We start from the raw sequence: 25148 nt of genomic DNA on the forward strand, positions 1-25148 counted from the left end.
AGTTAAAGTGTTCCGACCGTCAGTTTGTCCCAGTCGATCACGAAACGGACTTGCGCCTCAGTGTGTTGAGTTTTGGTGCCGTAATCACTCCAGGTACATGCGCCTCGGGTAAATCCTTCCTCAACTTCCTTCATACCAGCACGGACAACCATTTCTGTGTGGCCGTCGTTATCGCCATGTTCTTCAGGGGTGAACACGAACTGAAATTTCGGCTTATAAGCATAAATTAAGCGCGGGAAGTTTTCCTCTGGGATCAAGTTTTCGTTATAACAATCCGTGTAGTGATAAACCCCTGCCCACTTACCGTAATACTGATAATCATGGGTATACAGCTGGCTCAGTGAGGTTGTCCAATTAACACCCGTACCACGTTGCCCTCCGACTCTCGGAACCACTGAGGTAACGTAATCTTTGCTGGAGAAGCGGGTTGTGTAAGCCACACCAAGTTGGCTCGAGATATTGAGCCCGACACTTGGTGTAAAACCGCTCTCACCCGACGAACCACTTACACTTAAGCCAATGGTTGGCGATACCGTGGTGCTGGATACCGAAACATCAGCCGTCTCATTTTGGGGCGAATAGTCTTCACCAAAGATTGGGGTGCCACCTGCCTGATAAATGCCGTAACTGAAATTAACCGGATAGGTCTGGGTAAATCTTGCCCGCAACGGGGAATCATAAGTCTGTCTTACGCCCGATTTCCCCGGAACGAAGCCATTGCCTAAAGTGATCACCCGGGCTGCTTTTTTGCCGTTGTTTTCATTGTGGAACAATTCAACCCGGAGTTTCATCTGGATCTTGCTACCACGGAAAGCATAGGGTTGGTGATAGAGCTGATCGTCATTTTCCAGAACGACCTGGTAGCTTTTTTTGCTGTATCCCTCAAGGCGGATATCGTCAATGATAGTCTGCTCAACAACCGTATTGAGCTCGTCAGCAATGACTGGTGCTGTAGAAAGTAGCACCGAACCGACAACGAATAATGGTGCTTTTACTGCTTTTTTCATAAAGACTTTATTGTAATAGTTCGTATTATCAATTGTTGTGTTGCGAGCGGAAATCTACATTTATTGAGTGGTGTATGCAACAAAATGTAATTAAATCATAGTGATGGGTTCGGTCTTTAGGCCTTGAGTGAATTTTCTTTGCTTTCGGGATGCTTAAGGGGTATGGCTGTTGGTTGTCAAAGAGCAGTATCATCGCTCGATGAAGCTTTGTAATTTGTGGTTTATATACAGACTTTGTTTCTGCCAGCTTCTTTGGCTTTGTATAAAGCTTCGTCTGCCTTGCGGTACAGGCATTGATAGCAATTATCGCGATGTGTTAAATCTGTCGCGCCCATGCTGATCGTGACTTTTATTTTTTTGCGATCATGGGACGATACCGAACTTTGGGCAATATCTTCCCTTATTCGCTCCGCCAGCTTTAGTGCCGATTGTAAATTGGTATGCGGGAGTAGCAGAGCAAATTCTTCTCCGCCAATGCGGCCTATAATATCTTCCTTCCGTAGCGTACGCTTGAAGATATTGCTGATAGAAACCAATACCTCGTCACCGATATCGTGTCCATAGTTATCATTAACATGCTTGAAATGGTCGATATCAGCGATAATTAGTGATAACGGAGTGTTATGCCGAATAGAGCGGGATATTTCTTTTTCTACCTGCTCAAGAAAATACCTGCGATTAGAAAGTAATGTCAGAGAATCAGTATTGGCTTGTATTTGAAGTCGTTTTTGGGTGTTGTACAAATCAGTGATGTCGGTAGAAACGCCGCATAAACCAATCACCTCGTTGTTGATACTGATAAGTGGAATTTTCACGGATTTATAGATGAAAATTTTTCCCGAACACTGAAGTTGGTTTCTTTCTTGTACTTCTATTCTTTTTCTGTTTTTTAATACAAATTGGTCGTTTTCTATAATTTGTTCTAGCAATGATGGGCTGAAGTATTGGCTATCATCAGTACCCTGTATCTTATCAACGCTGCAATTGAATAGCTGGCAAGTCTGTTTATTGGCGTATATATATTTGCCTTCAGCATCTTTTACATAGATGTAAGCGCCCACTTCATCTACAATCCTTTTCAGGATGTGCTCTATGTTCTCTGGTGTTATTTGGTCTACATCGGTTACTATCATATCTAACACCTTGTAAGGCCAATATATTATTAAGACTAATAAAAGATGTTATGGAAATCTAGAAAATATTTCCATAACAAGTAGATAGTATCTGCTCGTTATTAGAATTCCGTAGGTGATATTTTCGTGCGACATTGATAAAAATAATATTAATATTATTGAGAGTCTTTATGTGTTAGCTGGTGTCGAGGTTAATTCTGTTTATATAAATAGCGTAGAGATGTAGAAGAGTTACTAGTAGATAATTAAAAACCGCTTGAAACATCAAGCGGTTTTTACTGTTAAATGATGTAATTAATTCTGCTTAATGATGGGCGTGAGCGCTTTTCATCTCATCTTTTTGCTGACCGTCAGGCTTATATGTTGCTACTTCGACGGCAACGTCGACTTCAATGGTACCCTCCTTGGCAAAGTGAAGCGTAAGCGGGAAGCGATCGCCAAGAGCTGGTACTTTTTGCAGCTCGAAGAACATAATGTGGTAGCTGCCAGGTTTTAGGGTACGTGTGCCATTGGCAGGAATATCAATTTTCTCAACTTCACGCATTTTCATCATGCCATCCTCATGGATATGAGCGTGGAGTTCTGTTTTGCCAGCAATAGGCGATTCGGCACGAAGCAGGGTATCGCCTTCATCACCATGGTTCATGATATTGAAGAAAGCAGCTGCCACAGCTGACGTTGGTGGAACCTCTTTAGACCAAGGATGGTCAATATGCAGGTTACCGCCTTTGTAGTCGTGTGCATTGGCAAAGCCGCTTAATAGTAATGCGCTACCCAAAATGATGTTGATAATTTTTTTCATGACTTTCTCCGCAATCATTATTATGTCGAGGCATTAATTTGAGTAATTTGCCGTCGGACATTTATTCGTCTTTTGCTTGCCGAGAGTTGGTCGGCAAGAAAATTCTCGATATTTAATGGCTTTTAATTGGCCGTGTGCTAATTGAATGAGCCAAGGCTGGGCGGAGAATGTTTGGGTGCGTACATGAAGTAAATACGTTTTGAGAACGATTTACGGTTGTGTAATCGGATTTTCTGGTGCAAAGAGAGCAATGCAAGCAGGAAAAAAAGTGCTTCGCCAGGGAAAGTGCTGATTGATTGGTGGTGCTTCAGGATCGGACAGTGGAATTTGATATCACTATGTTCACCCTGGCTATCATGCTGCGCCAAAGCCGAGTTTTGTTGCTTGAGTGAATCAACACTAATCCATTTGAGTCCTTCACTCGTGCAGATCAGCACTTTCTCGCCGGTTAGCCAGTTTCCACCTCCCTGATAGTGGGACGGGTTTAGTATGACAACCGAAGAGAGAAAATTACTCAGCAGAATAGCCAAGATGGTAAGGCTAATTACCCACCTTGTGCTTTGATGTCTCCTGCTGCTGAAATTCATCGAATTTTTATCTACCACCTAAAATAGTAACGCATAGTATCAAACTTAGTACAACTCTGTAACCATTGGTGTAAATAGTTTGTTTCCAGTTTGAGAGGTCGGCACTAAAAAGATGCATGAAAATAGCATCATCTAAGCTACTGAGTATTAAGCATTACTGAGAAAATTTGTAATTTGGGTATAAAGTAAACAAATATGCTTGCGGCGAATCATTGTGAAGGCGGTGGCTGTTTGTAATGATTTGCTTTCATTTTTGTTAAGGATATAAATGTTCCACGCTTGTTGACTACCAAGGTGTAGTGAAAGAGGTGAGTTTTCGATAAGGGGGGCTCCATTGTTAATGTTTCATCGGCTGCCAAGAAAAAAGCGTTATACCGCCATGAGCCTAAGACGATATAACGCAAGGAATGTTACTGGAGAGTGTAACGAGTTATGACTTGGTGAATCGGTAAGTCTGGATTTTTTCCTCTTTGCCATTTATCTGGGCATAGGTATCAATCATCCAGACATTTTGGCCGGCAAAAGCTAACTCAAGGCGAATAGTTGATGAGTCGACACCTTCGATGACACTGACATCATTTGAGGTCGGATAGTAGTTATAGCGGTTCATGTTTGGCTGATGTTCACCGGCAAATTGGACCGGAATATTGTTGATATTGCTGTTAACCGATAGCGTGTAGCCCGCATCAGGGGTGTAGGCAAAATTCGCCGTTAATTGAAGAGGCTGCTTATTGCTATCGATAGCAAGATCCTGAATTTGGATCTGGGCTTCGGTGGTTTTTGCCAATGAGCCGGTTGCTTTTGCGGTCGCCGTTACTGGTTGCTCTGTTGCGCCGCTCCAGATGCTGACATTCCAGTCACCGGTAAAGTTATCTAACTGCTCCCAGTTTTGCGCCTTGTTTTGAGAGGGAGCCGTTGAGGCACTGCCGCCATTACCAATCTGAGCCAGTGAGTCATTGCGGCTGTCGTGACGGATGTTTTCACGGTTGTTTTGGATATCGTTGGTAGCACCAGCTACGCCACCAGCCACACCGCCGGCCACGGCTCCTTTCATCGCCAGCTCAGCATCACCCGTTAATGCACCAAGTGTCAGCCCCAATAACGCGCCGCCAGCAGCCCCTTGTTTGGTGGAGGCATTGGGATCATCTTCACCAGGATTAACACAACCGGTGAGTAATGTAAGGCCTAAAACGGAAGCGATAGAGGTCTGTATGAAAGTGTTCATTGCCGTGCCCTTATATCAAACTGAGTAAGTCTTGTTCTTCTATGGGGCTAAGATTAGCAATCGTTTTCTGAATAGGTCCTGTACAAATTGAACGGTGTTTTTAATGTAAAAAAGTGTGTCAAATCGTTAGGGATTTGACACACTGCTTCACTTAGAATTTCGTTATGTCTTTGGCTTCAAGCACAGGGCGATCATAGCCATGGCGGGCAACTTGGATCATGGCGTTGCCCAACTGGGTTGTCGTGGTGGCATAGTTGGGAAACACTTTTATCAGTAACGGGCTTATTACCTTTAGCACAGAATACATGGCGTTATAGATCGCAGTTCTTGAACGGATCCCCCTTAGTGGCTGAATGAACGCCGGACGGAACATGTAGCTGCCTTTGAAAGGAAGGGCCTGCAGCGTGGCTTCGGCTTCTCCCTTCACTTTTGACCACATGGTTTTGCTGTTGATATCTGTACCTGAGCCGCTGACAAAACAGAATGTCATTGCCGGATTCTGTTCGAGAACAGTATGTGCAAAGGCCAGGGTCAGATCATATGTGGCAGCCCGGTAATCCTGCTCGCTCATGCCAACCGATGAGACACCGAGGCAAAACAGGGTTGCATCGTAGCCTGCAAGTTGGTCGGCAACATTGGCTATCTGCATAAAGTCGTCGATGAGCAACTCCCGCAGCTTGGGATGGCGAATGTCACAAGGGCGTCTGCTAACCACGAGTACATCACTGACATCGGCAGAGTCCAGAGCTTCCAGCAATGCTCCCTTGCCGACCATACCTGTTGCGCCGGTAATAATTAGTTTCATTTATTAACCTTCTTTCGATGTCGAGGACTGAATAAGTCGGGAAATGTTGTTCTCTAGCTCGTTGTAGTAAGGGTTCCATGTTAGTCGTGCATGGATTTTTCCACTTTCTGTGTAACCCCATGCTGAAAACCACACAGGCTCACCCTGATTGCAGTGGTCGGTATCATCACTGCTAAAGCTGTTTTCACACATGATCTTCTCTGCCTTGTCACCATAGTAAGGGTTAGACGGGGCGAAAATCGGACTCATGTGAGAACCGGTGCTGATCTTGTATTGGTCAAGATGCATGCTTTTCTGAACGATCCGGCGATTTGGTTGCTGTTGCTCTCCATACCAAATCAACTGATTGGAAGTGTTCTCAAACCGGGTCTCAAACAGATTTTTGACTACATCGGGGTCGATGATGCTATCGGCCTCGCTGATCGCAATCAGCGTCGGGATCGTCAGTGTATGCTGCTTGAGCTTGTTTCTGAGCGCCGTTGCACTTTCCGAATAGGCGATAGCGCCGTTAAGTGGTGCCGAGTTATAGCGGGCAAGGTTGTTTTCTTCCGTCTGGTAGCCATTCCAGAATGCAGCCACAAGTGGGGTTAGCTTCTCCAGATAGGGAGTCTGGGTCTGAAAGCCCGGCGAGAACAACAGCAGCCCGTCGATATCGCCCTGATCAATGGCGTGGATGGTGACGAGATTAGCCCCGGTTGAAAAGCCACCGAGCCAGACTTCATCATATTGTTGCTTTAGCAGGTTGGCATAGTGATCGACCATCGTCTGCCAATCCTGATAGCTTGGCAGCATCATGTCCTGCGGTTTACTGCCATGGCCTGGCAGTAACAATGTCTGAACATAGAAACCCTGCTCAGCCATGGTATTGGCAAGATCGGAAAAGCTGTAGGGAGAGTCACCCAGGCCGTGAACAAACAGAACGGCCTTATTGGTTGGCTGCTTAGGTGTCAGTTCAAACGGCATATTCATTGCCAGCTCTTTATCGTGGTTGCTGGTGATGAACTGGCGGTTTTTCCGCAGCCAGTTTTCCGTTTCTTCCAAATATTGGTCAAAACTTGGCTGGATATAGTTGTAATAGTCGCCAGATAAATTCAGCGGTGTCGAGCGTGACAAATGTGAGGTGCAACCGGCTATGACCATCATCGACAGTACGATGGCCATAAGAGACGCATATTTTTTCATGCTGGATAACCTGTGTTTGCAGCTAAATAACAGTGTTAGTTAAGAACCCTGAACTGGGACGGACTGACGCCGGTATTTTTCTTGAACAACTTGGTAAAGTGCGCCGGATAGTCAAATCCCAGCCCGTAGGCAATTTGGCTTATCGGCTGGTTGGTGCCCAGTAACTGGGTTTTTGCGCGATCAATGATGAAAAAGTGAATATGATCCCGGGCACTTCTGCCGGTTTCTTTTTTCAACAAGTCGCTAAGGTAATTCGGCGATATACCAAGCTGCTGACCACAGTAGGCGACAGTCGGAATCCCCGATTCCAGAGCCTTATCCTGGTTGTAATACTGGATTAACAGATGCTCGAAGGCTGAGACGATATCCTCGCTGGCATTCGTTCGGGTATAAAACTGACGATCGTAATAGCGGGTACAATAATCCAGAAGTAGCTCAATATTGCCGGCAATAAGGTGCTGAGTATGTCTGTCAATGTTTTGGTTGATCTCTTTTCTTATTTTATCGGCCAGTTCATTGAGGGTTTGCTTTTCGTCCTCGGAGAGGTGCAGCGCTTCGTTGACGTCGTAGGAGAAGAAGGTGTATTGGCCGATTTTTCTTCCCAGCTGTGACTTACGGATCAAGTCGGGATGGAAGATCAGCGTCCAACCGGCGTAGCTGCCGCTATCCCCGGTACTTTCTGCTTCCGCAGGTGTCATTACCTGACCCGGAGACATGAACACCATGGTGCCTTCTTCAAAGTCATAGGAACTTCTGCCGTATGACATCTTGCCCGTCACGCCTTCTTTCATCGAAATGATGTACAGATCCGAACTGTAGCAGGCATCGCTCAGGTCCATATTCAGACAGTCGTTATTGAAGACTGAAACCAGTGGGTGCCTGGGTTTTCCGAGCCCCAGCATCTGGTGGGTCTCGGAAACACTTTTAATGTTAATGATACTGTTCATAGGCTTCTTTCACTGTACGCTGTTATGTCACATCATATTGAGAATTCAATGCCGGTCATTTTTTCTGACTGCCGCCACAGCTCACTGGCTTGCAGGGTGTCATGGGCTTTCTTGTTGGACTTTATAGTGACAGGATAGCCGCGTGTTTCGAAAAATGCAGCGGGGCCGAAATAGTCACCGGGTTTAACACTATCATCGAAACCTGCGCGTAATGTCGGTAATGCTCCCATACTGGTATCTTGCGCAAAGAAATGGTTGAGGAATATAAATAGCCCTGTGTGGCGCTGTAGTTCTGTGGCCGTCCACCCCGGGTGTGCTGCCGTGACAATCGGCGCATCTTTAATGCCTTCAAGCTTACGGCTCAGCTCGTAGGCAAAATAGAGGTTGGCCAGTTTGCTGTCGCCATAGGCTTTGTTGGTGTTATACGTTCTGTTATCCCAGTTGATATCTGACAGGTCAATGTTGCCAAATCGGTGGGCGATACTTGAAAGCACTACGATTCTCGCGTTTTTGGTGTTCATCAACAGTGGCATCAGGCGGCCTGTTAACGCAAAGTGACCGAGGTGGTTGGTGCCCATCTGGACTTCAAACCCATCTGACGTTTTGGAATACGGGCACATCATGATCCCGGCATTGTTGATAAGAACATCTAGCTGCTTATAGTCACGCAGGATTGAATCAGAGAATGTTTTGATTGATTCAAGGCTGGTCAGATCAAGTTCACGTACCGAGATATCTGCCTTTGGGTGCTGCTTGAGGATTTCATCGACGACATCTTGCCCTTTCGCCATGTTGCGTGCAGCAATGATGACAGAAGCATTTTTTCCGGCCAGCGTCAGCGCAGTTTCTTTGCCGATTCCGCTGGTGGCTCCGGTAACAATGACCAACCGACCTTGCTGATCTTGAATATCTTGGGCACTCCAGTTTGACGCTGCCATAATTTCACCTCTGTACTAGGATTGAACTCGTTTGATAGCGCCATTATAAAGAGGGGGGCTTTTATCGACTTATACCTATCACAGAGATGCTTATACATTTTACTGGTGAAGTTTTAACCGTTTGATTGTTAGTGGAATATAGTGAAAATCAGGATAGGGGAGGCCTATCCTGATGACTGTTTTTGTTTGGTTTTACAATGATTGAAGAGCATTAATCAACTTGTTACGAATCAAGCAGTCCCTTCAGGGCATTGACAAACTGATAGCCATTTTGGGCATCGAGGTTAATGCTCCATACCATGGCACCGCCAAATTGCGGATTGGAATAAATCGTTTCGTATTGGTCGTGAATAAGCTGGTAAATATTGTCAGGGGCCTCAGCAACGGTAAAGATACTGGTGCCTGCCGCTTGCCTGTCTGCCGGCTCTCCAATCACTATCTTGGTACTGTTTGGGATCGTAGTTGTCAGGTTAATAAAGCTGTTGGAGATAAATTCGACATCCGTTTCCTTAGTATTGTTTATAACAGGCCAGGGGTTGTTATAGGCTTGAATGAACAGGTAGTCGAAGCGGTGATTGTTGACGGCCTGATCATACATACGGCAATTGCCGCTTGAAACCAGAATAAGATCCGTTTCGTGTGCGCCCTGGTTAAGCTGCGGGGCAGCGGTAATGATCAATGCGGGTTCAATACTTTTAAGCGCCTGGCACAATTCGTCAAGGTAAGCGCCGTCGCCCTCTATTTCAAGATCGAAGTCGATCCCGGTAAAGCCATATTCATTGAGGAAGCTGGCGATATTGCCTGCCAGTTCGCTTACGGGGGCTCCTCCCGGGTTATAGGTATTATTGGCGCCACCGACTGATAACAGAATTTGTTTTGCGCCTTTTTCCTTGGCGTTGCTGATGTCTTGTTTCAGTAGTTCCGGCGTGTGTGCTGCTGCAAAAAAGCCATCGTAAATATTGACGGTCGAACCGTCTATTTCTCCGAATGCCAACACAATCGCATTGTAGCCACTTTCTGCTGCCTGAGTAAAAGTGACATTAGAAGACCAGCTCTGAAGGTAGCCAACCATGAGTGAGTTATTCATCATTTATCCTTTTTATGTGTATCAACCTAACCAATCCGGTGCTTGCTGAGTGATTCGACTTAGGGCACCGATATATTTTGTAATGAGAGGTGCATAAAAAGTTGCCGAGTTATTTGCTCTTCTAATTCCTAAATCACACTGCCGACTAGGAAGCGCTCACAACTTTATCTATCAAGCTAGTAAAGTTTATTGGTTGCTTCCAAATGGCAGGGGGGAGTGTGGCTAGTTTGCAATTGGTTGCACTTGTAGTTGTGACTTGGCTGCAATTTATTCCAGTGGTGAATAATCAGGCTATGTATCAAAGGCGCTTAAGGCATAGCTAAGCAATGTCAGCCTTGCTTACGGTATTTTCGCTCGGGCCTGCCGACAGTGCCGTAGGAAACCTCGGCACAGAGTTCATCGGTGCTGACCATATATTCGAGATAGCGACGGGCGGTGGTCCGGCTAGCTCCTATTTCCTGGCCTACCTGTTCGGCATTGAGGGTTGTGGCTGGCGAAACTAGCACCGCTCTGATCTTATCCAGGGTGATGGCATCAATTCCTTTTGGCAGGCGGCTAGGAGGGGCTTGGGGTGTTGCGGGCTTGGTTGCAGATGATGTGAACAGGCCGTCTAAATCACTTTGTTCCAGAGATTTCATTTCCGCGAGTTTATCCAGGTGGCTTGAATAGTTGCCTAGCGATGCCTGCAGGCGTTCAAACACCACGGGTTTGAGGATATAGTCGAAGATCCCGCTGTGCATGGCGGTGCGCAGGGTATCGACTTCCTTGGCTGCGGTCACCAAAATCACATCGGTATTACTGCCGCTGGCTCGTAACTCGCGCAGCAATTCCAGTCCGGTGCCTGTTGGAAACTGGTTATCGAGCAACAGAAGCTGTGGCTTGAGTACTTCGACCAGATCACGGGCCTCATCCAGTCCGTGGGCAATGCCGATAATCTCGAATCCTTCAATTTTCTCGACAAATCGTCGCTGAATCTCGGCAATTTGCTGGTCATCTTCAGCAATGACGACAGTGATCGGTGTTCCCATTATACGTCCTCTTTTCCATGTTCAGTTGAGTGTTCCCGGAATGCTTTCGGCAGGTAGACGGTAAACCGACTGCCTTCGTTCTCGGCTGGCTCTACAGTGATCATGCCGCCCAAATGATCGACGAGGTTTCTTACCAGATCGAGGCCAATTCCGTGGCCTTGCGTATTTTTGGTGGTATAGCCGCGGGTAAATATTTTGTCAGCCTCGTCTGCCGTCAGTCCTGCTCCCTGATCATTGACTTCGAAAATCAGCTCTTTGCCAAAATCAGACAGGCTAAGGCTGACTGTGCCCCCCTTGCCATGGTGCGCCAGTGTTGCCTCAAGGGCGTTGTCGATCAGATTGCCTAAAATACTGACCAACTGCTCGCGGGGGAGTTGTTCGGGCAGGGCTGACATCTGACTGTCTTCATCAATATATAGCTCAAGTCCCAGCTCTTTGGCCCGGTTGTATTTGCCGAGCAGGCACCCGGCCAGAATACTGTCTGAAGTTACCTTCATTAGATGTTGAATAAAGGCCTGATGGCTGGAGGTTTCCTGGCCGATCACTGCCAGCGCTTCGTCTTTGGCATCTATCTGGATCAGTCCGGCAATCGTGTGAAGTTTGTTGTTGTACTCGTGTGACTGGCTGCGCAGGCTTTCGGCGTATTGCTGAATACGGGTGAGCTTACGGCTGACCATATCAAGCTCATTCTTAAGGCGAAAGCTTGATACAACGCCGGTGACCACGTTGTCTTGCAGCAGGGGGATCCGGTTGGCGATGAGGTTATGATCATGTAACCACACTTCCTGATCGAACTGCGGTTCGCCGTTTTCCAGCACGTCGAGCATGCCGCTATCCGGCAATACATCCTGGATATAACGACCTATATATTGCTGCTCTTCGGGGAGCTTAAGCGTTTTGATGGCGGCATGGTTAAAGGTGGTGATATGACCATTGTGGTTGATGGCAACAATCCCCTCTCGTACGGTTTCCAGGGTGGCATTTCGCTCACGGAACAGGCGGCCTATTTGCTCCGGTTCGAGGTTGAAAATGGCCTTCTTGAAGTGGTTGGCGAACAAGATGGCCATGACCACGCTAAACAAGAAAGCAATGGTGATAGCAACGAGCATAGAGACTCTGTGGTGACCGACAATGGTATCGACGGTATCCAGCATATAGCCGACAGAAACGATCCCGATGATCGTCGTGCCATCCTGCTCGAATATCGGGGCTTTTCCCCTCATAGACCAACCGATACTGCCTTTGGCTTTCGATACGTATGCCTTGCCGTGGATAAGCGCTGGTTCGTTGGTATCACCGTCATCGTCAGCCATTGACTTTCCGACACGAGTCGATGAGGGGTGAGCAAGGCGAATACCGTTTTTATCACCAAAGACAACGAATCGAGCCTTGGTCGATTCAGCCAGCCGAAGACTCAGTGGTTGCAAAAATGTTGTGTTCTTTTCGGTTACGGCCTGAATCACATCTGGTGATGATGCAATAGACTGCGCGACACGCATTGCCTGCTGGCCAATTTGCTCATCCAGAACGTTATCGAGGTAGCGAATGGTGAAATGTCCCAGCACACCGGTCTGAAGTATTGCGATTATTCCTAGAATCAACACCATACGTGTTTTTAGCCGAAGATGGCGTAATGACAGAAACTGCGTCATGGTAATTGGTGATATCCTTCCACCCATATTCCTTGTTACAGACAGTGTACCTTTCTTGGCGTCTGGGTGCTGTGAACATTATGAACAAAATTACCAATAAGGACCTTATTCACATTAATTTTACAATCTTTTAATAAATCGGGCGCGGGCATAACGTTAATGGTGAAGGAACAAATCACTATTAATGAGGAACCATTATGCTAACTCAGTTTATTACCCGTAAGCGTGTATCCGTATTAGCAGCTGTCATTGCGTCGGCAATGAGTGTAGGGACAGCACAGGCAGACGTTGATTCCATTCACTTCCTGGTACCTGGTGGTGCCGGCGGTGGCTGGGATAGTACCGCTCGCGGGACCGGCGAAGCGCTGGCAAAGTCAGAGCTGGTAGATAAGGTTTCATACGAAAATATGTCTGGCGGTGGTGGCGGTAAGGCTATTGCCTACCTGATCAAGACAGCCGAGCAGTCGCAAGATACCCTGATGGTGAACTCGACGCCGATTGTGATCCGCTCTCTTTCCAAAGTTTTCCCACAATCGTTCCGAGATCTTACGCCAATAGCTGCCACTATCGGTGATTATGCCGCGTTTGTGGTGCCTAAAGACTCAAAATATCAGTCCTTTACCCAACTGGCAGAAGACTACAAGAAGAACCCGCGCTCGGTGTCGGTAGCAGGTGGCTCATCGCGTGGTGGTATGGACCACTTGGTTGCCGCGCTGGCATTCAAGGCGGCAGGTGGCGAGCCGCGCAAGGTGAAATACCTCGCCTATGATGCTGGTGGCAAGGCCATGGCCGGTTTGCTGTCAGGTGAAACACAGGTGTTGTCGACGGGGCTTAGCGAAGCACTGAGCCTGGCAGAAGCCGGTGAAGTGCGTATCCTGGCGATGACAGGTGAAGAGCGCTCGAAAGTCGCCCCGGATGTTCCGACACTGAAGGAGCTGGGTTATGACGCCTCATTCGTTAACTGGCGTGGCTTCTTTGGCTCACCAGAGCTAAGTGACGAGCAGGCGGCCGAATATGCTCAGGTGTTAGAAAACATGTATGACACCGACGAGTGGGCTTCGGTACGTGACCGCTATGGCTGGACTGAAATCTTTAAGCCTCGCAAAGAATTTGAAGCTTTCCTGAAGCAACAGGAAAAAGAAATCGGTGGCCTGATGAAAGAGCTCGGCTTCCTAAACTAATTGCCGTAGCGCAGTGAGGCATTTGCCCCTGCGCTTTTTTTCTTCCTAACTTCTCCTTTTCTATCTGTTCACTGTGAGGGATCACCTATGACAGTAACCAAAGATCATATTGGTGGTTTGGTATTTCTATGCTTTTCCGTTGCATACGGCTTTTATGCCAATCAAATTGCCTTGTTTCCCGGCGATGAATACGAACCGTTTCATGCCAAAACCCTGCCGACGGCGCTGGCTGTGCTAGGCATCTTGTTCTCTATTCTGCAGCTGGCGACGGCAAGCAAAGATAGCAAGGATCGACTGAGTCTGTTCGGGTATGACTTCGTGCTGGTCGCCAAGTTACTGGTGTTGATGGTGCTGTTTGCGATCTCTCTGGAATGGCTGGGCTTTATGATATCGACAGCCTTGTTTCTGGGGGGCGGTTACTGGCTGCTAGGCGAGCGGCGGCCCAAGATCCTGTTTCTGGCTTCTGTCCCCTTTGCCGTGGGTTTTTGGTTTGTCCTAACTCAACTGCTCGATATTTACCTTGCGCCTGGACGCTTCTTTAACACTTTCATTGGAGGGTAAGACAATGTTTGATGGAATGATGTCAGGGCTGACAACAGCTGTTATGCCCTTCAATCTGCTGATGGTGATCGTCGGATGTTTTGCCGGAACCTTCATCGGTATGTTGCCTGGGTTGGGGCCGATATCGGCGATTGCGCTGATGATCCCGATCACCTACGGGCTTGACCCTTCTTCCGGCATTATTTTGATGGCCGGGGTGTATTACGGTGCGATCTTTGGTGGCTCTACCTCGTCGATCCTGATTAATGCGCCGGGCTGTGCCAGTACCGTGGTTACCGCGTTTGACGGCTATCCGCTGGCGCAGAAGAAGCAGGCCGGTAAGGCGTTGGCACTGGCAGCCTATTCGTCGTTTACCGGCGGGACAATTGGCGCACTGGTTCTGCTTTTTGCCGCACCAGCGCTGGCCAAGGTGTCGCTGAGTTTCCAGTCGAGTGACTATTTTGCCTTGATGATATTGGGTCTTACTGCGGTGGCAGCCTTCTCCGGCAAGGGGCAGGTACTGAAAGCGCTGATGATGACAGTATTCGGTTTGATGATCGCGACGGTCGGGATCGATGTGATGTCCGGTATTCCCCGTTTTACCTTTGATAACGTGGATTTGATTGACGGCATCAGTTTCTTGTTGCTAGCTATGGCGACCTTTGCCTTGACTGAAGTGGTGATGACAGTGCTTCGTGGTGAACACAAGCAGGAGGAGCCGCAGATGGACATGGACTCTCTTGGCAGCATGAAGCTGAGCAAAGAGGAAGTGAAGCATGTGGCGCCGACGGTTGGACGTTCGTCTTTCTTCGGTTTTCTGGTTGGTGTGCTGCCGGGAGCCGGGGCAACGATTGCATCATTCCTAAGTTATGGCATGGAGCGGAATCTGGCCTCGAAGGAAGAAAAGGCCAAGTTCGGTAAAGGAGCCCTGCGCGGCCTGGCTGCGCCGGAGTCGGCAAACAATGCTGCCTCGACGGGCTCATTCGTGCCATTGCTGACGTTGGGTATTCCGGGCTCGGGGACAACGGCCATCATGCTTGGTGCCCTGATCGCCTATGGTATCCAGCCGGGACCACGCTTGTTTGTCGATAATCCTGATGTGTTCTGGTCGGTGATTATTTCGATGTATTTCGGCAACATTGTGCTGTTGATCCTTAATTTGCCGTTAATTCCGTACATCTCGCGCTTGTTGGTGATCCCTCGGCCTATTTTGATCCCGTTGATCTTGTTCTTCTCGATAACGGGTGTGTATTTGGTCAGTTTCAACACCTTTGATATCCAGATGATGGTGATTATTACCGTTATTGCCACCTTCCTTAAGCTGTTGCACTTCCCGATGGCGCCAATGCTACTGGGCTTTATTCTTGGCGATATTTTGGAGAAGAACCTGAGTCGCTCGCTGACTCTCTCTGATGGTAGCTATGCCTTCCTGTGGGAGCGTCCGCTAACGCTGACCATCATGATCTGTGCCGTGCTGGCACTCTTGATGCCTTTGTTCTCGATGTGGCGGGAAAAACGTCGGCAGGTTAATACGGCAGATGCCACCGAAGCTGCCGATGAGGAAATGGAAATCAGCAAGTAATTTGGCTCTTATCCTTCACGTTTAGTTTCTAACATCCACTCATTCACAGTGATAACGCTCGGCCGGCTGGCTATCAGCAGGCCCGGTGTTAGCTGTTCGAAATTCAGGAGAGCAGGGATGCTAACACCCCTCAAACAATATCGTGTACTCGATTTAACCAATGTATTGGCCGGGCCATTTTGTGGCCATCAACTGGCTCATATGGGAGCCGAGGTGATTAAGGTCGAGGTTCCCGGTAGCGGAGATCTGGCGCGCCAACTGGGTGCTGAACCTTCTCTTAACAGGGATAAAATGGGGATTTCCTTTCTGGCCCAGAATGTCGGTAAGCAGTCGTTGACCCTTAACCTTAAATCTGACCAAGGCAAGGCGTTGCTAAAAAGGCTCGTCAAGGGTGCTGATGTGCTCATCGAGAACTTCAGGCCTGGCGTGATGGACCGACTTGGGCTGGGTTATGAGGTTCTGAGAGAGGAGAACCCCAAACTGGTGTATTGCGCCATCTCAGGTTACGGTGCTGACGGACCGATGAAGCATCTGCCAGCCTATGATCAGATTATCCAGGGGATGTCGGGGGTCATGAGTATTACCGGTGATCCGGCCAATGCCCCTTATCGGGTGGGTTATCCCATCGCCGATACCATTGGTGGAATGACGGCGGCTTTTTCGGTTTGTGCCGCGCTGGCCGGACGGGAGAGCTCGGGAGAAGGATGTTTCATCGATGTCTCGATGCTTGAATCAACCCTGACCACTATGGGCTGGGCTGTTTCTAACTATTTGGTTGCGAACAAGGCTCCTGAGCCGATGGGCAACAATAATGTCACTTCCAGCCCGTCCGGTACCTTCCGTACCGGAGATGGTTTGCTGAATCTGGCAGCCAACAAGCAGGAGCAGTTCGAGGCCGTCTGTCGGCTGATAGGACAGCCGGAGCTGATAACCGATCCTCGCTTTGTTGAACGGCAGGCACGGCTGGATCACCGTCTGGCATTGACCGAAATCATCGAGGAAGCTTTTGCCAAAGACTCGGCAGCAAGCTGGGAGGAGAAGCTGAATCAGGCAGGGGTACCTGCAGGTAGAGTATTGAGTGTGCCGCAGGCCCTTGATTTAGAACAAGTCGCCGGAAGAGATTTTACCGGCTGTTTTCATGATGTGCCCGGGGTGAACAAGGATGTACGTTACGTCCGGACCGGCTTTAAGGTCAATGGCGAGCGTCCTGCTGTTTCAATGCCGCCTCCGCGTCTTGGGGAGCATACCTATCAGTGCCTGCAAGCGCTTGGCCTGAGCCATGAGGAAATTGAGCAATTCAGGGAGGAGGGAGTGTTATGAGCATAGAGCGTCCAGAGTCAGGGTTGGGCCGTGAAGTCAGCGACTGGTGGAAAACCGACATCATTGATATGTCGCCAGGGGTGATTCGCTATCACGGATACCCGATTGATCAGTTGATCGGAAAGACCAGCTTTGCCCAAATGATTTGGCTGATGGTGCGGGGCGAACGGCCATCAACCGAGCAGGCATCATTGCTTGATGCTGCCTTGATGGCTGCGGTCGATCATGGCCCGCAAGCCCCGAGTATTGCCATTGCTAGAATGGCCGCGACCTGTGGTGTTGATCTCAATAATGCGATGGCATCGGCGGTGAATGTGCTGGGGGATGTACATGGCGGTGCTGGTGAGCAGGCTGTCGGCTTGTATTCTGCTATCGCCGAGCGCTGCAGTTCAGGAGTCGCGTTAGAGCAGGCCGTTGAACAGGAGCTGCTCCGGTTTACTGAGCTACATGGCAAGTTTATTCCCGGCTTTGGCCATCGCTTTCACCCGATTGATCCCAGGGCTCCGGCATTGCTGGAGCTAGTCATTCATGCCGCTGAGGCGGGAACTGTATCGGGCCAGTATGCTGAAATAGCCCTGGCAATAGAGCATTATCTGGCAGAAAAGAAAGGCAAGCGTATCCCGATGAACATCGATGGCGCAACGGCAGTAATCTATGCCGAACTGGGTTTTCCGGCACCATTGGCCCGCGGTTTGTTTTGCTTATCTCGTTCTGTGGGGATCCTGGCTCATGCGTGGGAGCAGACAGGGCAGGGAGGCAGAAACAAAGGACCGATCCCGCGGCACCTGCTTTGGAGCTATGACGGGTATCCGCCAAGAGATGTGGAGTAGCCTACAGTGTTGAGGGAGGCAAGAGGGATAAGTGATTACTTCCAGTGATAGCTGACTTCTAGCCCTATTGCATAGTGATCTTTATATTCACCGGCGATGCGGCCGCGAACGGGGTCGTCGCCGGTATCGATAGGCGCGTTGCCGCTATCGAACAGGTTGACGTTCACATCAACTTTATCGCCGTTGCTGCGTTGATGCTGAATGCCTGCGCCGATACCGTAAATGCGATCCAGGGCAAAAGAAAAGCTTCGGTTTTCATCTGATATTGCCTGTTGGACGAACAACAAGCCGGCTCTGCCAGTCAGGCTCGGTGAGATGGGAAAGGACAAGCCGGCAGAGAAGGCCCAGAAGTCTTCGTATAGATCATCAGGCGCATCGATGTCATTGCCAACAATGCTGATCTCTGTCACGCCAAATTCGGAGAAGTCGATCCACACGGCATCAAAGGTAAGCTCCCATTGGTTGTCCAGTTGGTGATAAATGCCAAACTGGAATTGCTGCGGGACCTTACTGGCGATCTCAAGATCGTTGATTGCCGCTTTTAGCTGTTCCAGTTCCTCCGGTGCGATACCTGTACCGTTAATGTCGATATCGGGATCAGTGCTGGCTTCAGACTCGCTGCGATAGTTAATACCTACCCGGGTGTGCGGGGTGAGCTCTATGAGGCTGCTAAGTACGACGGCTATACCAAGGCCATCGGATTCTACGTCTAGCGATCCGTCAGACAAGTTGGGATCGCTATTCGCAACAGCCGTTGAGATTTCTGATGTTGTGTAATTGAAGCCTAACCCGGCACCGAGCGACAACCTGTCATTCACCCGATAGGCAAGGCTGGGGGTTGCGCTAACGAGTATGAGGCTGGATTCTGTACTGTAATAGCGCCCGGCCCAGTCCCCGTCGTTGTTGGAGCCAAAACCGGTAGGGATCGTCAAGGAAAAGCCTGCCCGCCAGTCATCGTCGATAACGCGGACATAATACATTGCCGGAATAAGGATAGGATCGCCGCTGTCAGGTGCTCCGCCGCTGACGGTCGTGACACTCTGATTTATGTCGAACTCCCCTAAATATTTGATCAAGTGACCCGAAAGCGATAATTCGTTGCTATGCAGCCGGGTCATCCCTGCCGGGTTATTATAAGCCGTCTCGGCACTGTCAGCCGCAGCAAACAAGCGGTTGAAAACCGGTGCCGTGGCGTGGCTGCTGGCAGATGCGGCCAATGTTAAGAACAAGAGAGCCTTTTGCATGTTTCAATATGATTAATGGGGATCCGAGTCAATTAAGCGTAGCAGTTTGATCTGCTCTTAGGATTGGCACGGTTAAGGAAAATGAGATGGTTTCGCAAAAATAATATCCTAATAATTTTACAGGAGAGGTGTGCTCACCTAGATTTTGAACAAATGATCCTCTAGGAATTTGTCAATGCGATACGTTAGCCTGCTTGCTCTCGGTACTGTGGTGATCCCTTCGGCTTTTGCCATCGAGCCTATTCCCAAAGAAAGCGGAGTCAGTGGCTTTGTGAATATTGGCGCAGGGGTAACCAGTGTTGAATCCAATTCGCTGGCAAAATTCGGCAGTGCCGACATTGGTAACGCGACGCTTGATTCGCTTGATCAGACGGCTGATACCAGAACCGTCGGTATACCGGTGATCGGCTTGGAGCTGGCCTATACATTTGCTGATACCCGTACTCAGATTTTCTTTGGTAATCAGTTGGAAGATTATATCCGGTTTGATTTTTCCGCCCGAGCCGGTATTCGCCAGGAGATAGGAAAAGCAGGCATTATCGGTGCCAGTTTCCTGCAAACGCCACTCGCCACGGAAGTGTGGGAAGACCCGTTTTTAACTGGTAGCGATCGAGCTAAAACCGATCGTACCAGCGATGGCTACCGGCTGATTTGGGATAACATTTATGGCACGGGGTTGGAGCTTCGCTATTCCGCCCGTGAAGTGGATATCGATAGAGAACGCAGCGGTGAATCTCTGGGGTTATCAGACTCTGAGCTAGCCTTATTGAACCGTAATGGCGACAGTAGCCGTTTTACTGCGCAGTACACTGTGTCGTACGACAGAATGAAGCACATCGTTACACCGGCCGTTGCCTATTTTGAGCAAGACAGTGATGGTAATGCTATGGCCTATGATGGTATGTCCTTTAGCGTGAATTACATCTACAGGATGGATAATCGTTGGCGGTTTGTCACTAACGCTTCTTTCGGCTTTATTGAGTTTAATGAGGCAAATCCGGTTTTTGATACCAAAGCTGATGGCGACCGGTTCGGTGTCAGCTTTACTGCCTTTTATGCCCAACCTTTCGGCTGGAAGGGGTGGTTGGCCAATACCGGGGTGGTATGGTTCGAAGAAGATAGCGATGTTAACTTTTATGATTCCTCTGTCAGCCTGTTAAGTGCCGGATTGCTTTATCGGTTTTAATTGAGCACATTTAACAGGGTGTTTATTTTTCAGAAAAGTAAATATCTCCGTAATATGCTATTGCGCTGCGTTGGCTGTTGTCAGTGTCTGTCATGATGGCAACAGCATCGATGAACCGGTAGGCCTGCTCGTTTTTCCAGTCGCTGCCTTTATCACCAAAGAACTCGATTAAATCCTGATAGACATTACGTTTCTCATTGGTCCAGTTTCTTGTGGCATCGGCTTGGCCTCTTACCGCCAGCATTTTGGCTCTCTTCCCGACAAAGGCATTGTTCCACCGGCTGCCCTGAATTTGATTGCTTGACCATACGTAGTTGAGAGCAATCGTGCTCCAGCGCGTATTGCCTCCCTGAACGATATAAATTCGGGCGGCATAGTCATCTCCCTGTTTGGTCCGTTCATTGAGCCGGGGCAGGTTGTTTTCAACTCGCCATGACCAATTAAGGTAGGGGGTTTTCTTTAAATCGATTTTTAGCTGTTTGGCCAAGATAGATGCAGAACCTTGGCTATCGGCTTTTAGCACCCGTTGACCGCTAAGGGTGACTATATTGTATTGGGTATAACCATCGAATGATTTTTCCTGCCAACGGCTCAATGACTCTGTTTCAAATCGAGCGATGGGAATACTGGTAACGGCATAGGCGCTAAGACAGAACATCGACAGTGAGCTTAGGCTCAGCAAGTGCAATATCCTCATTATCAGGCTCCGATAGCAAGAATGGTCGAGAACAGACAATCAAATAACGGGTTAACCGCTTCTTATTTATAAAGCACATGATTGCAAGTAGTGCCACTTCTCTTTATTCGTCTAAGATGAGTAGCCTTATCTATCTCTATAAAATGTAAGGTTTTTATTGCTTTTCGCTATTGAATGGTTGGATTCCATATGCTTAATTGTTCTTATTGGAAACGAGAGGTGAGCGAAGCATGAAATATCCAGCACCACTAAAGAAAGGCAGTACGATAGCGATAACCGCTTTCTCAACGGGAATCGCCACAGAGCATGAAGCCAGGTATCAATGTGTACTGGCCTATTTTAAGTCGCAAGGCTTCAATGTCGTTGAAGGCGAGTGTTTAAGAGGGCAGCAAAAACACGTTAGTGCACCTGCGCAGCAGCGTGCCGATGAACTGATGTCATTCCTCTTGAATGATGATATCGATGCCATAGTTCCGCCATGGGGCGGAGAGTTGGCGATGGAGCTGTTGCCGCTGCTCGATTTTGATGCCCTGACAAAGGTAAAGCCTAAGTGGGTGTTGGGTTTTTCAGATGTTAGTACCATAACGGCCGTTCTATCCAGCAAGTTAGGTTGGGCTTCGGCACATTGCTCAAACTTGATGGACTTAACAAGCAATGCCACAGAATCACTAACTGCTGGCACGTTGGCTTGTCTATCAACGCCGTATGGTGAACATTTTTCGCAATCCGCGTCAGCCAAGCACACCCGGTCATGGCCAAATATTGCTGAGGACCCAGAAGCGGTGCTGCAGCCGGAGATACCCACCCAATGGAGATGGCTAGTTAAGCCTGAAAAGGGGAACACCATTGAGGGCCGGTTGATCGGTGGCTGTTGGGACACTTTGTTTCATCTGTTCGGTACTGACTATTTGGATCTTGATAACTTGTCTCGCCAGTATCCTGAAGGGCTGGTGCTATTTCTGGAAAATGTTGAAATGTCACCGGTCGATTTAGCCAGAACGATATTGAATATGAAGTTTCGCGGTGTCTTTTCCTGCATTAACGGGTTGCTGCTGGGCAGATGTGCGGTTGTCGATTCAGACAATGAGGACGATCTGACTTACTACGAGGTATTGGAAAGGCACCTTGCAGATTTAGGGATCCCCGTGATGATTGATTTGGATATCGGTCATGTGCCGCCAAATCTGACGTTGATAAACGGCGCTTTGGCCACCGTGGAATTACACGATGGCGGGCGTATTCATCAACAGCTTATTGCCTAATATACTCGAACACTTGTTAGCTTATTAGATGTTGGCGACCATTTTGCGTAGTAGTTCAATCATCAGCTCCTGTTCTTCTGGCTTCAGGGAGCAGAGTAACTCTTGAGTGACTGCCACAGGGATAGGAAGCAGGGTTTTCCTTAGTTTGTGCCCTTCTTCTGTCAGGAAGATGCGAAATGAACGGCGGCTATTAGGATCGGCTCGCCTTTCTACTAGCCCCAATTTTTCAAGCTTGTCGAGTGTTCGGGTTGTTGTGGAATTCTCAACCTTAGATTTAGCCGCAATATCTCGCTGTGTGACACCTTCCTCTTCCCATAAGCACATCATAGTCGGCCATAGCGCGATGGTAAGACCATGCTTTTTCAATTCGATATCGAATTTTTTTGCCGTACGATGTGCAACTACATTTATCATCCAGCCAAAACTTCTTTGCCTGTCAAACTTAACGGCCATGGTGCTTCTCTTAAGCTATTACAACGATTGCCGCCGTCACTAATATGGCGGTAGCAAAGACGGTGATGGCTCGAAGTTGAGAGACAAAATACAGTTCACCAGTTTCAGTCACCTTGCTCTGAACACCTGTTAGCATCGCCATTACCAGTGGTTTAGAGCGTAGCTTGTACACAACAATCGCACCCACGTGGGTCAAAATCAGCAACGGCAGAACTCGTGCCAGGATATAGTGCATACTTTCAAGTGCAGAGAATACAGTATCGGTCAGCCAATACTCCATGTATGGCATATTGTCGAGCAGCCCTGCCAGCGCGAGACCTGAAAAACATTGTAGAAACAGCGCAAATATCATTGTTACTACCATCCAGCCACCAGCTGGATTATGACCCGGCCGTGCCGGCTCTTTTCCTGTCAGGTATCGAAGTACTGTAATCGGGCTGCGTATAAACTGACTAAAACGACTGGTCTGGCTGCCAACTAATCCCCATAGAATCCGCCAGAGAACGAGCGTAAACAGCGCCAGACCTAGCTGAACATGAGGCCCATTACCGGAAAAACCTGAGGCAATAAGAGCAATAAAGAGTACTGCCTGAAAGCAGTGATATAACCGTGTTGCCAGATCCCAAACTTTCATAACTATCTCCCGAATGATGTTCCTTACATAAGACGGAAGACAATTTACACAACAACTGTTGCGTGGGCAACTATTGTTGTGTAAATTGTCGACAAGAAAAGTAACTAGTCAGAACTCAACGTTAGGAGATCAGGTAATGAAAAAGACAATATTGAGCTGTCTTGTGCTTCTGCCACTGGTAGCGAAGGCCCATGACTTTAATGCTGAGATTCAGCAACGTCAGGAAGCATTTTCGACAATCGAAACCATATCGGAACAAGCTGAAAGCACGATTGATGGAGCAGATACCGATTGGAAAGAGCTGTCTGAGCTAAGCAACAAGCTTTCGCAACACAGTTCGGCTTTGTTCACTCTGTTTCCTGAAGGAAGCCAGAAAGACAGCAAAGCAAAAGAAAGTGTGTGGAAAAAGTCTGAGAAATTTAACGCTTTATTAAGTCAGATGGATTCAGGTTTCGAACAGTTGAACAGAGCCAGTCGCGAACAGAATGTTGATTTGGCTGAAGCTGGCTTGGAGTCTGCTCAGGACACCTGCCGTAGCTGCCATCGTTCTTATCGTTCACGGTGGTAGGCCGGGAGATGATGATGAAAAGGAAACATATCTGGAGCGATTTGTTGTTCCAACTGGGGATGATCTTTTATGTCGGCGGTATTTTGTCCCACATTGTTATCGGTGCTGTATTAGGTAATGAACCTGAAGCACTGTATTACATGGCCGTTTATAAAGAAAAGAGTGCTTATATCCTAATTTTGCCGGGTCTGGCGATGAAAGTCATCGCAACGGTTGTGCACTCGTTTGATTATCTGACCAAACCGGCATGGCTCAAACTCAACTACTTATGTATGGCATTTCTGACAGTTAATGCGGTGGTATTTTTGGTACCCATGATGCCTGAAGTGACTCAGTTGGCTCTTGAGAATCTTAAACTTGGTGCTATTTCGCAAGCCTATAAGGATACGGTTACAACCGAGATGTGGATAGGGATCTCAAATGTTATCCCACTGATCACTATGGTGGTTCTAAGCACTATTGGTCCGAAATTTCATAAGTAATATAACGAACTTCAAAAGGTAATATAATGAAAAACAAATATAATGTGCTTCTTGCTGGTATCGCTTTTCTTTCTTCAGGTACTCTATTGGCTGCTGATTTCGGTGTTGAACTGGCATGGAATACCGACAATGTGCAAGAAGTGATGGACACTATGTCGGAGCAAAGAACCGCTTTTGGCAAACTTGTTGAAAATGGCGAGATCAAAGACATGTTTGTTGCCGACAGTAATATTGATGGTAAACCGATTAAGTTACTTCGATTTGTTATTGAAGCAGACAGTAAGCAAGAGGTGACCGATAAGTTAGCCAATTTGCCGCTATATCAAAAAGAGCTGATTAAAATCGAAAATGTGCGTTCATTAGGCTCAAAATGGTTGGATAATACCCCGGTGTATAATAATTACGGTGTTATCTTTACTTGGAAAGATCAGATTGAACCGCTTGAAATTGACCGGGTGTTGGGCATTGATCTGCAGCGTGTTATCAGTCTCAACCAGGCTGGGCTCGTGACATCTTCTTATATTGATACTCAGACATTGGATAATGGCACAGTGAGGCCGGTATATTCAGTTTCTTTCCTGGCAAACAACGCTCAGCATGCACGTGAATTAAGTAAGCAATTTGAGGCGGTAAATCTTGGCTATGCAACAGTTGAAGTTCAATACCTAGGTCATAAGCTGGATCTTGCCAGATAACAGTATTAGCAGGGCAACTCGTTATACGAGGAGTTAGCCATTGCTGGCTAACTCCTGTCGCTGAGGGAGGAACACGTTAGT

The 25148-nt window shown here is 48.0% G+C and carries 26 protein-coding genes; 10 read left to right on the top strand and 16 right to left on the bottom strand.

All coding sequences use genetic code 11. The annotated features are described in order from the left end of the window. Positions 1–2: 2 nt before the first annotated feature. The 12 genes from L4D19_RS04520 to L4D19_RS04575 form a co-directional block, all read right to left on the bottom strand. Complete coding sequence (locus L4D19_RS04520) at positions 3–1007, bottom strand: leukocidin family pore-forming toxin (protein WP_428451419.1); 1005 nt, start codon at positions 1005–1007, stop codon at positions 3–5. A gap of 221 nt (positions 1008–1228) precedes the next feature. Then, entirely contained in the window at positions 1229–2140 is a 912-nt protein-coding gene (locus L4D19_RS04525) for a sensor domain-containing diguanylate cyclase (RefSeq protein ID WP_428451420.1), read from the bottom strand. Between the two features lie 304 nt (positions 2141–2444). Beyond that, positions 2445–2942 (bottom strand): copper chaperone PCu(A)C, encoded by a 498-nt coding sequence (locus tag L4D19_RS04530; RefSeq protein WP_428451421.1) that lies wholly within the window; start codon positions 2940–2942, stop codon positions 2445–2447. Between the two features lie 137 nt (positions 2943–3079). Further along, positions 3080–3472, bottom strand: coding sequence for a hypothetical protein (locus L4D19_RS04535; RefSeq protein WP_428451422.1), 393 nt, complete (start codon positions 3470–3472; stop codon positions 3080–3082). 487 nt (positions 3473–3959) lie between these two features. Further along, positions 3960–4754 (bottom strand): YMGG-like glycine zipper-containing protein, encoded by a 795-nt coding sequence (locus L4D19_RS04540; protein ID WP_428451423.1) that lies wholly within the window; start codon positions 4752–4754, stop codon positions 3960–3962. 151 nt (positions 4755–4905) lie between these two features. Next, positions 4906–5559, bottom strand: coding sequence for an NAD-dependent epimerase/dehydratase family protein (locus L4D19_RS04545; protein WP_428451424.1), 654 nt, complete (start codon positions 5557–5559; stop codon positions 4906–4908). Between the two features lie 3 nt (positions 5560–5562). Beyond that, positions 5563–6741, bottom strand: a complete 1179-nt coding sequence (locus L4D19_RS04550) for an alpha/beta hydrolase (protein WP_428451425.1) — start codon at positions 6739–6741, stop codon at positions 5563–5565. A gap of 35 nt (positions 6742–6776) precedes the next feature. After that, a complete protein-coding gene (locus L4D19_RS04555; protein ID WP_428451426.1) occupies positions 6777–7688 on the bottom strand; it encodes a helix-turn-helix domain-containing protein in 912 nt (303 codons plus the stop codon). 32 nt (positions 7689–7720) lie between these two features. After that, complete coding sequence (locus tag L4D19_RS04560; protein WP_428451427.1) at positions 7721–8626, bottom strand: oxidoreductase; 906 nt, start codon at positions 8624–8626, stop codon at positions 7721–7723. Between the two features lie 223 nt (positions 8627–8849). Next, complete coding sequence (locus L4D19_RS04565) at positions 8850–9713, bottom strand: glycosyl hydrolase family 18 protein (protein WP_428451428.1); 864 nt, start codon at positions 9711–9713, stop codon at positions 8850–8852. A gap of 329 nt (positions 9714–10042) precedes the next feature. Continuing rightward, positions 10043–10741 carry a response regulator gene (locus tag L4D19_RS04570; RefSeq protein WP_428451429.1) on the bottom strand — a complete coding sequence of 233 codons (699 nt, stop codon included), beginning with the start codon at positions 10739–10741 and terminating at the stop codon, positions 10043–10045. Next, positions 10741–12393, bottom strand: a complete 1653-nt coding sequence (locus L4D19_RS04575) for an ATP-binding protein (RefSeq protein WP_428451430.1) — start codon at positions 12391–12393, stop codon at positions 10741–10743. The genes L4D19_RS04570 and L4D19_RS04575 overlap by 1 nt, the downstream gene beginning before the upstream one ends. Positions 12394–12590: 197 nt before the next feature. Between L4D19_RS04575 and L4D19_RS04580 the strand changes: the two genes are divergently transcribed. The 5 genes from L4D19_RS04580 to L4D19_RS04600 all read left to right on the top strand — a co-directional run bounded on the left by L4D19_RS04580 (position 12591) and on the right by L4D19_RS04600 (position 17846). After that, positions 12591–13574 carry a tripartite tricarboxylate transporter substrate binding protein gene (locus L4D19_RS04580; protein WP_428451431.1) on the top strand — a complete coding sequence of 328 codons (984 nt, stop codon included), beginning with the start codon at positions 12591–12593 and terminating at the stop codon, positions 13572–13574. 87 nt (positions 13575–13661) lie between these two features. Further along, positions 13662–14135: a tripartite tricarboxylate transporter TctB family protein gene (locus L4D19_RS04585; RefSeq protein WP_428451432.1), complete on the top strand. Its 474-nt coding sequence runs from the start codon at positions 13662–13664 to the stop codon at positions 14133–14135. A gap of 4 nt (positions 14136–14139) precedes the next feature. Beyond that, on the top strand, positions 14140–15696 hold the full coding sequence (locus L4D19_RS04590; protein WP_239411335.1) for a tripartite tricarboxylate transporter permease: 1557 nt from the start codon (positions 14140–14142) through the stop codon (positions 15694–15696). 117 nt (positions 15697–15813) lie between these two features. Then, on the top strand, positions 15814–17016 hold the full coding sequence (locus L4D19_RS04595; protein WP_428451433.1) for a CaiB/BaiF CoA transferase family protein: 1203 nt from the start codon (positions 15814–15816) through the stop codon (positions 17014–17016). After that, positions 17013–17846: a citryl-CoA lyase gene (locus tag L4D19_RS04600; RefSeq protein WP_428451434.1), complete on the top strand. Its 834-nt coding sequence runs from the start codon at positions 17013–17015 to the stop codon at positions 17844–17846. The genes L4D19_RS04595 and L4D19_RS04600 overlap by 4 nt, the downstream gene beginning before the upstream one ends. 35 nt (positions 17847–17881) lie before the next feature. Here L4D19_RS04600 and L4D19_RS04605 read toward each other — a convergent pair whose 3' ends face one another. Then, entirely contained in the window at positions 17882–19090 is a 1209-nt protein-coding gene (locus tag L4D19_RS04605; protein ID WP_428451435.1) for an OmpP1/FadL family transporter, read from the bottom strand. A gap of 175 nt (positions 19091–19265) precedes the next feature. Between L4D19_RS04605 and L4D19_RS04610 the strand changes: the two genes are divergently transcribed. Next, positions 19266–20276, top strand: coding sequence for a DUF2860 domain-containing protein (locus L4D19_RS04610; RefSeq protein ID WP_428451436.1), 1011 nt, complete (start codon positions 19266–19268; stop codon positions 20274–20276). 22 nt (positions 20277–20298) lie between these two features. Here L4D19_RS04610 and L4D19_RS04615 read toward each other — a convergent pair whose 3' ends face one another. Beyond that, complete coding sequence (locus L4D19_RS04615; RefSeq protein WP_428451437.1) at positions 20299–20973, bottom strand: DUF3047 domain-containing protein; 675 nt, start codon at positions 20971–20973, stop codon at positions 20299–20301. 230 nt (positions 20974–21203) lie between these two features. Between L4D19_RS04615 and L4D19_RS04620 the strand changes: the two genes are divergently transcribed. Beyond that, positions 21204–22235, top strand: coding sequence for a S66 family peptidase (locus L4D19_RS04620; RefSeq protein WP_428451438.1), 1032 nt, complete (start codon positions 21204–21206; stop codon positions 22233–22235). 24 nt (positions 22236–22259) lie between these two features. Here the strand turns inward: L4D19_RS04620 and L4D19_RS04625 are convergent, their stop codons facing one another. Continuing rightward, on the bottom strand, positions 22260–22688 hold the full coding sequence (locus tag L4D19_RS04625) for a MarR family winged helix-turn-helix transcriptional regulator (RefSeq protein ID WP_428451439.1): 429 nt from the start codon (positions 22686–22688) through the stop codon (positions 22260–22262). Between the two features lie 10 nt (positions 22689–22698). Further along, positions 22699–23322, bottom strand: a complete 624-nt coding sequence (locus L4D19_RS04630) for a cytochrome b/b6 domain-containing protein (protein WP_428451440.1) — start codon at positions 23320–23322, stop codon at positions 22699–22701. A 136-nt stretch (positions 23323–23458) separates the two neighbouring features. Between L4D19_RS04630 and L4D19_RS04635 the strand changes: the two genes are divergently transcribed. The 3 genes from L4D19_RS04635 to L4D19_RS04645 are packed head-to-tail and all read left to right on the top strand — an operon-like array spanning position 23459 to position 25067. Next, on the top strand, positions 23459–23890 hold the full coding sequence (locus L4D19_RS04635) for a c-type cytochrome (protein WP_428451441.1): 432 nt from the start codon (positions 23459–23461) through the stop codon (positions 23888–23890). A 14-nt stretch (positions 23891–23904) separates the two neighbouring features. Further along, positions 23905–24372, top strand: a complete 468-nt coding sequence (locus L4D19_RS04640; RefSeq protein WP_428451442.1) for an enoyl-CoA hydratase — start codon at positions 23905–23907, stop codon at positions 24370–24372. A 26-nt stretch (positions 24373–24398) separates the two neighbouring features. Then, positions 24399–25067, top strand: coding sequence for a hypothetical protein (locus L4D19_RS04645; RefSeq protein ID WP_428451443.1), 669 nt, complete (start codon positions 24399–24401; stop codon positions 25065–25067). Positions 25068–25148 lie beyond the last annotated feature (81 nt).

Origin of the sequence: Photobacterium kasasachensis (genome assembly GCF_050336885.1) — a bacterium.
In the GTDB taxonomy this organism is placed as follows: domain Bacteria; phylum Pseudomonadota; class Gammaproteobacteria; order Enterobacterales; family Vibrionaceae; genus Photobacterium; species Photobacterium kasasachensis.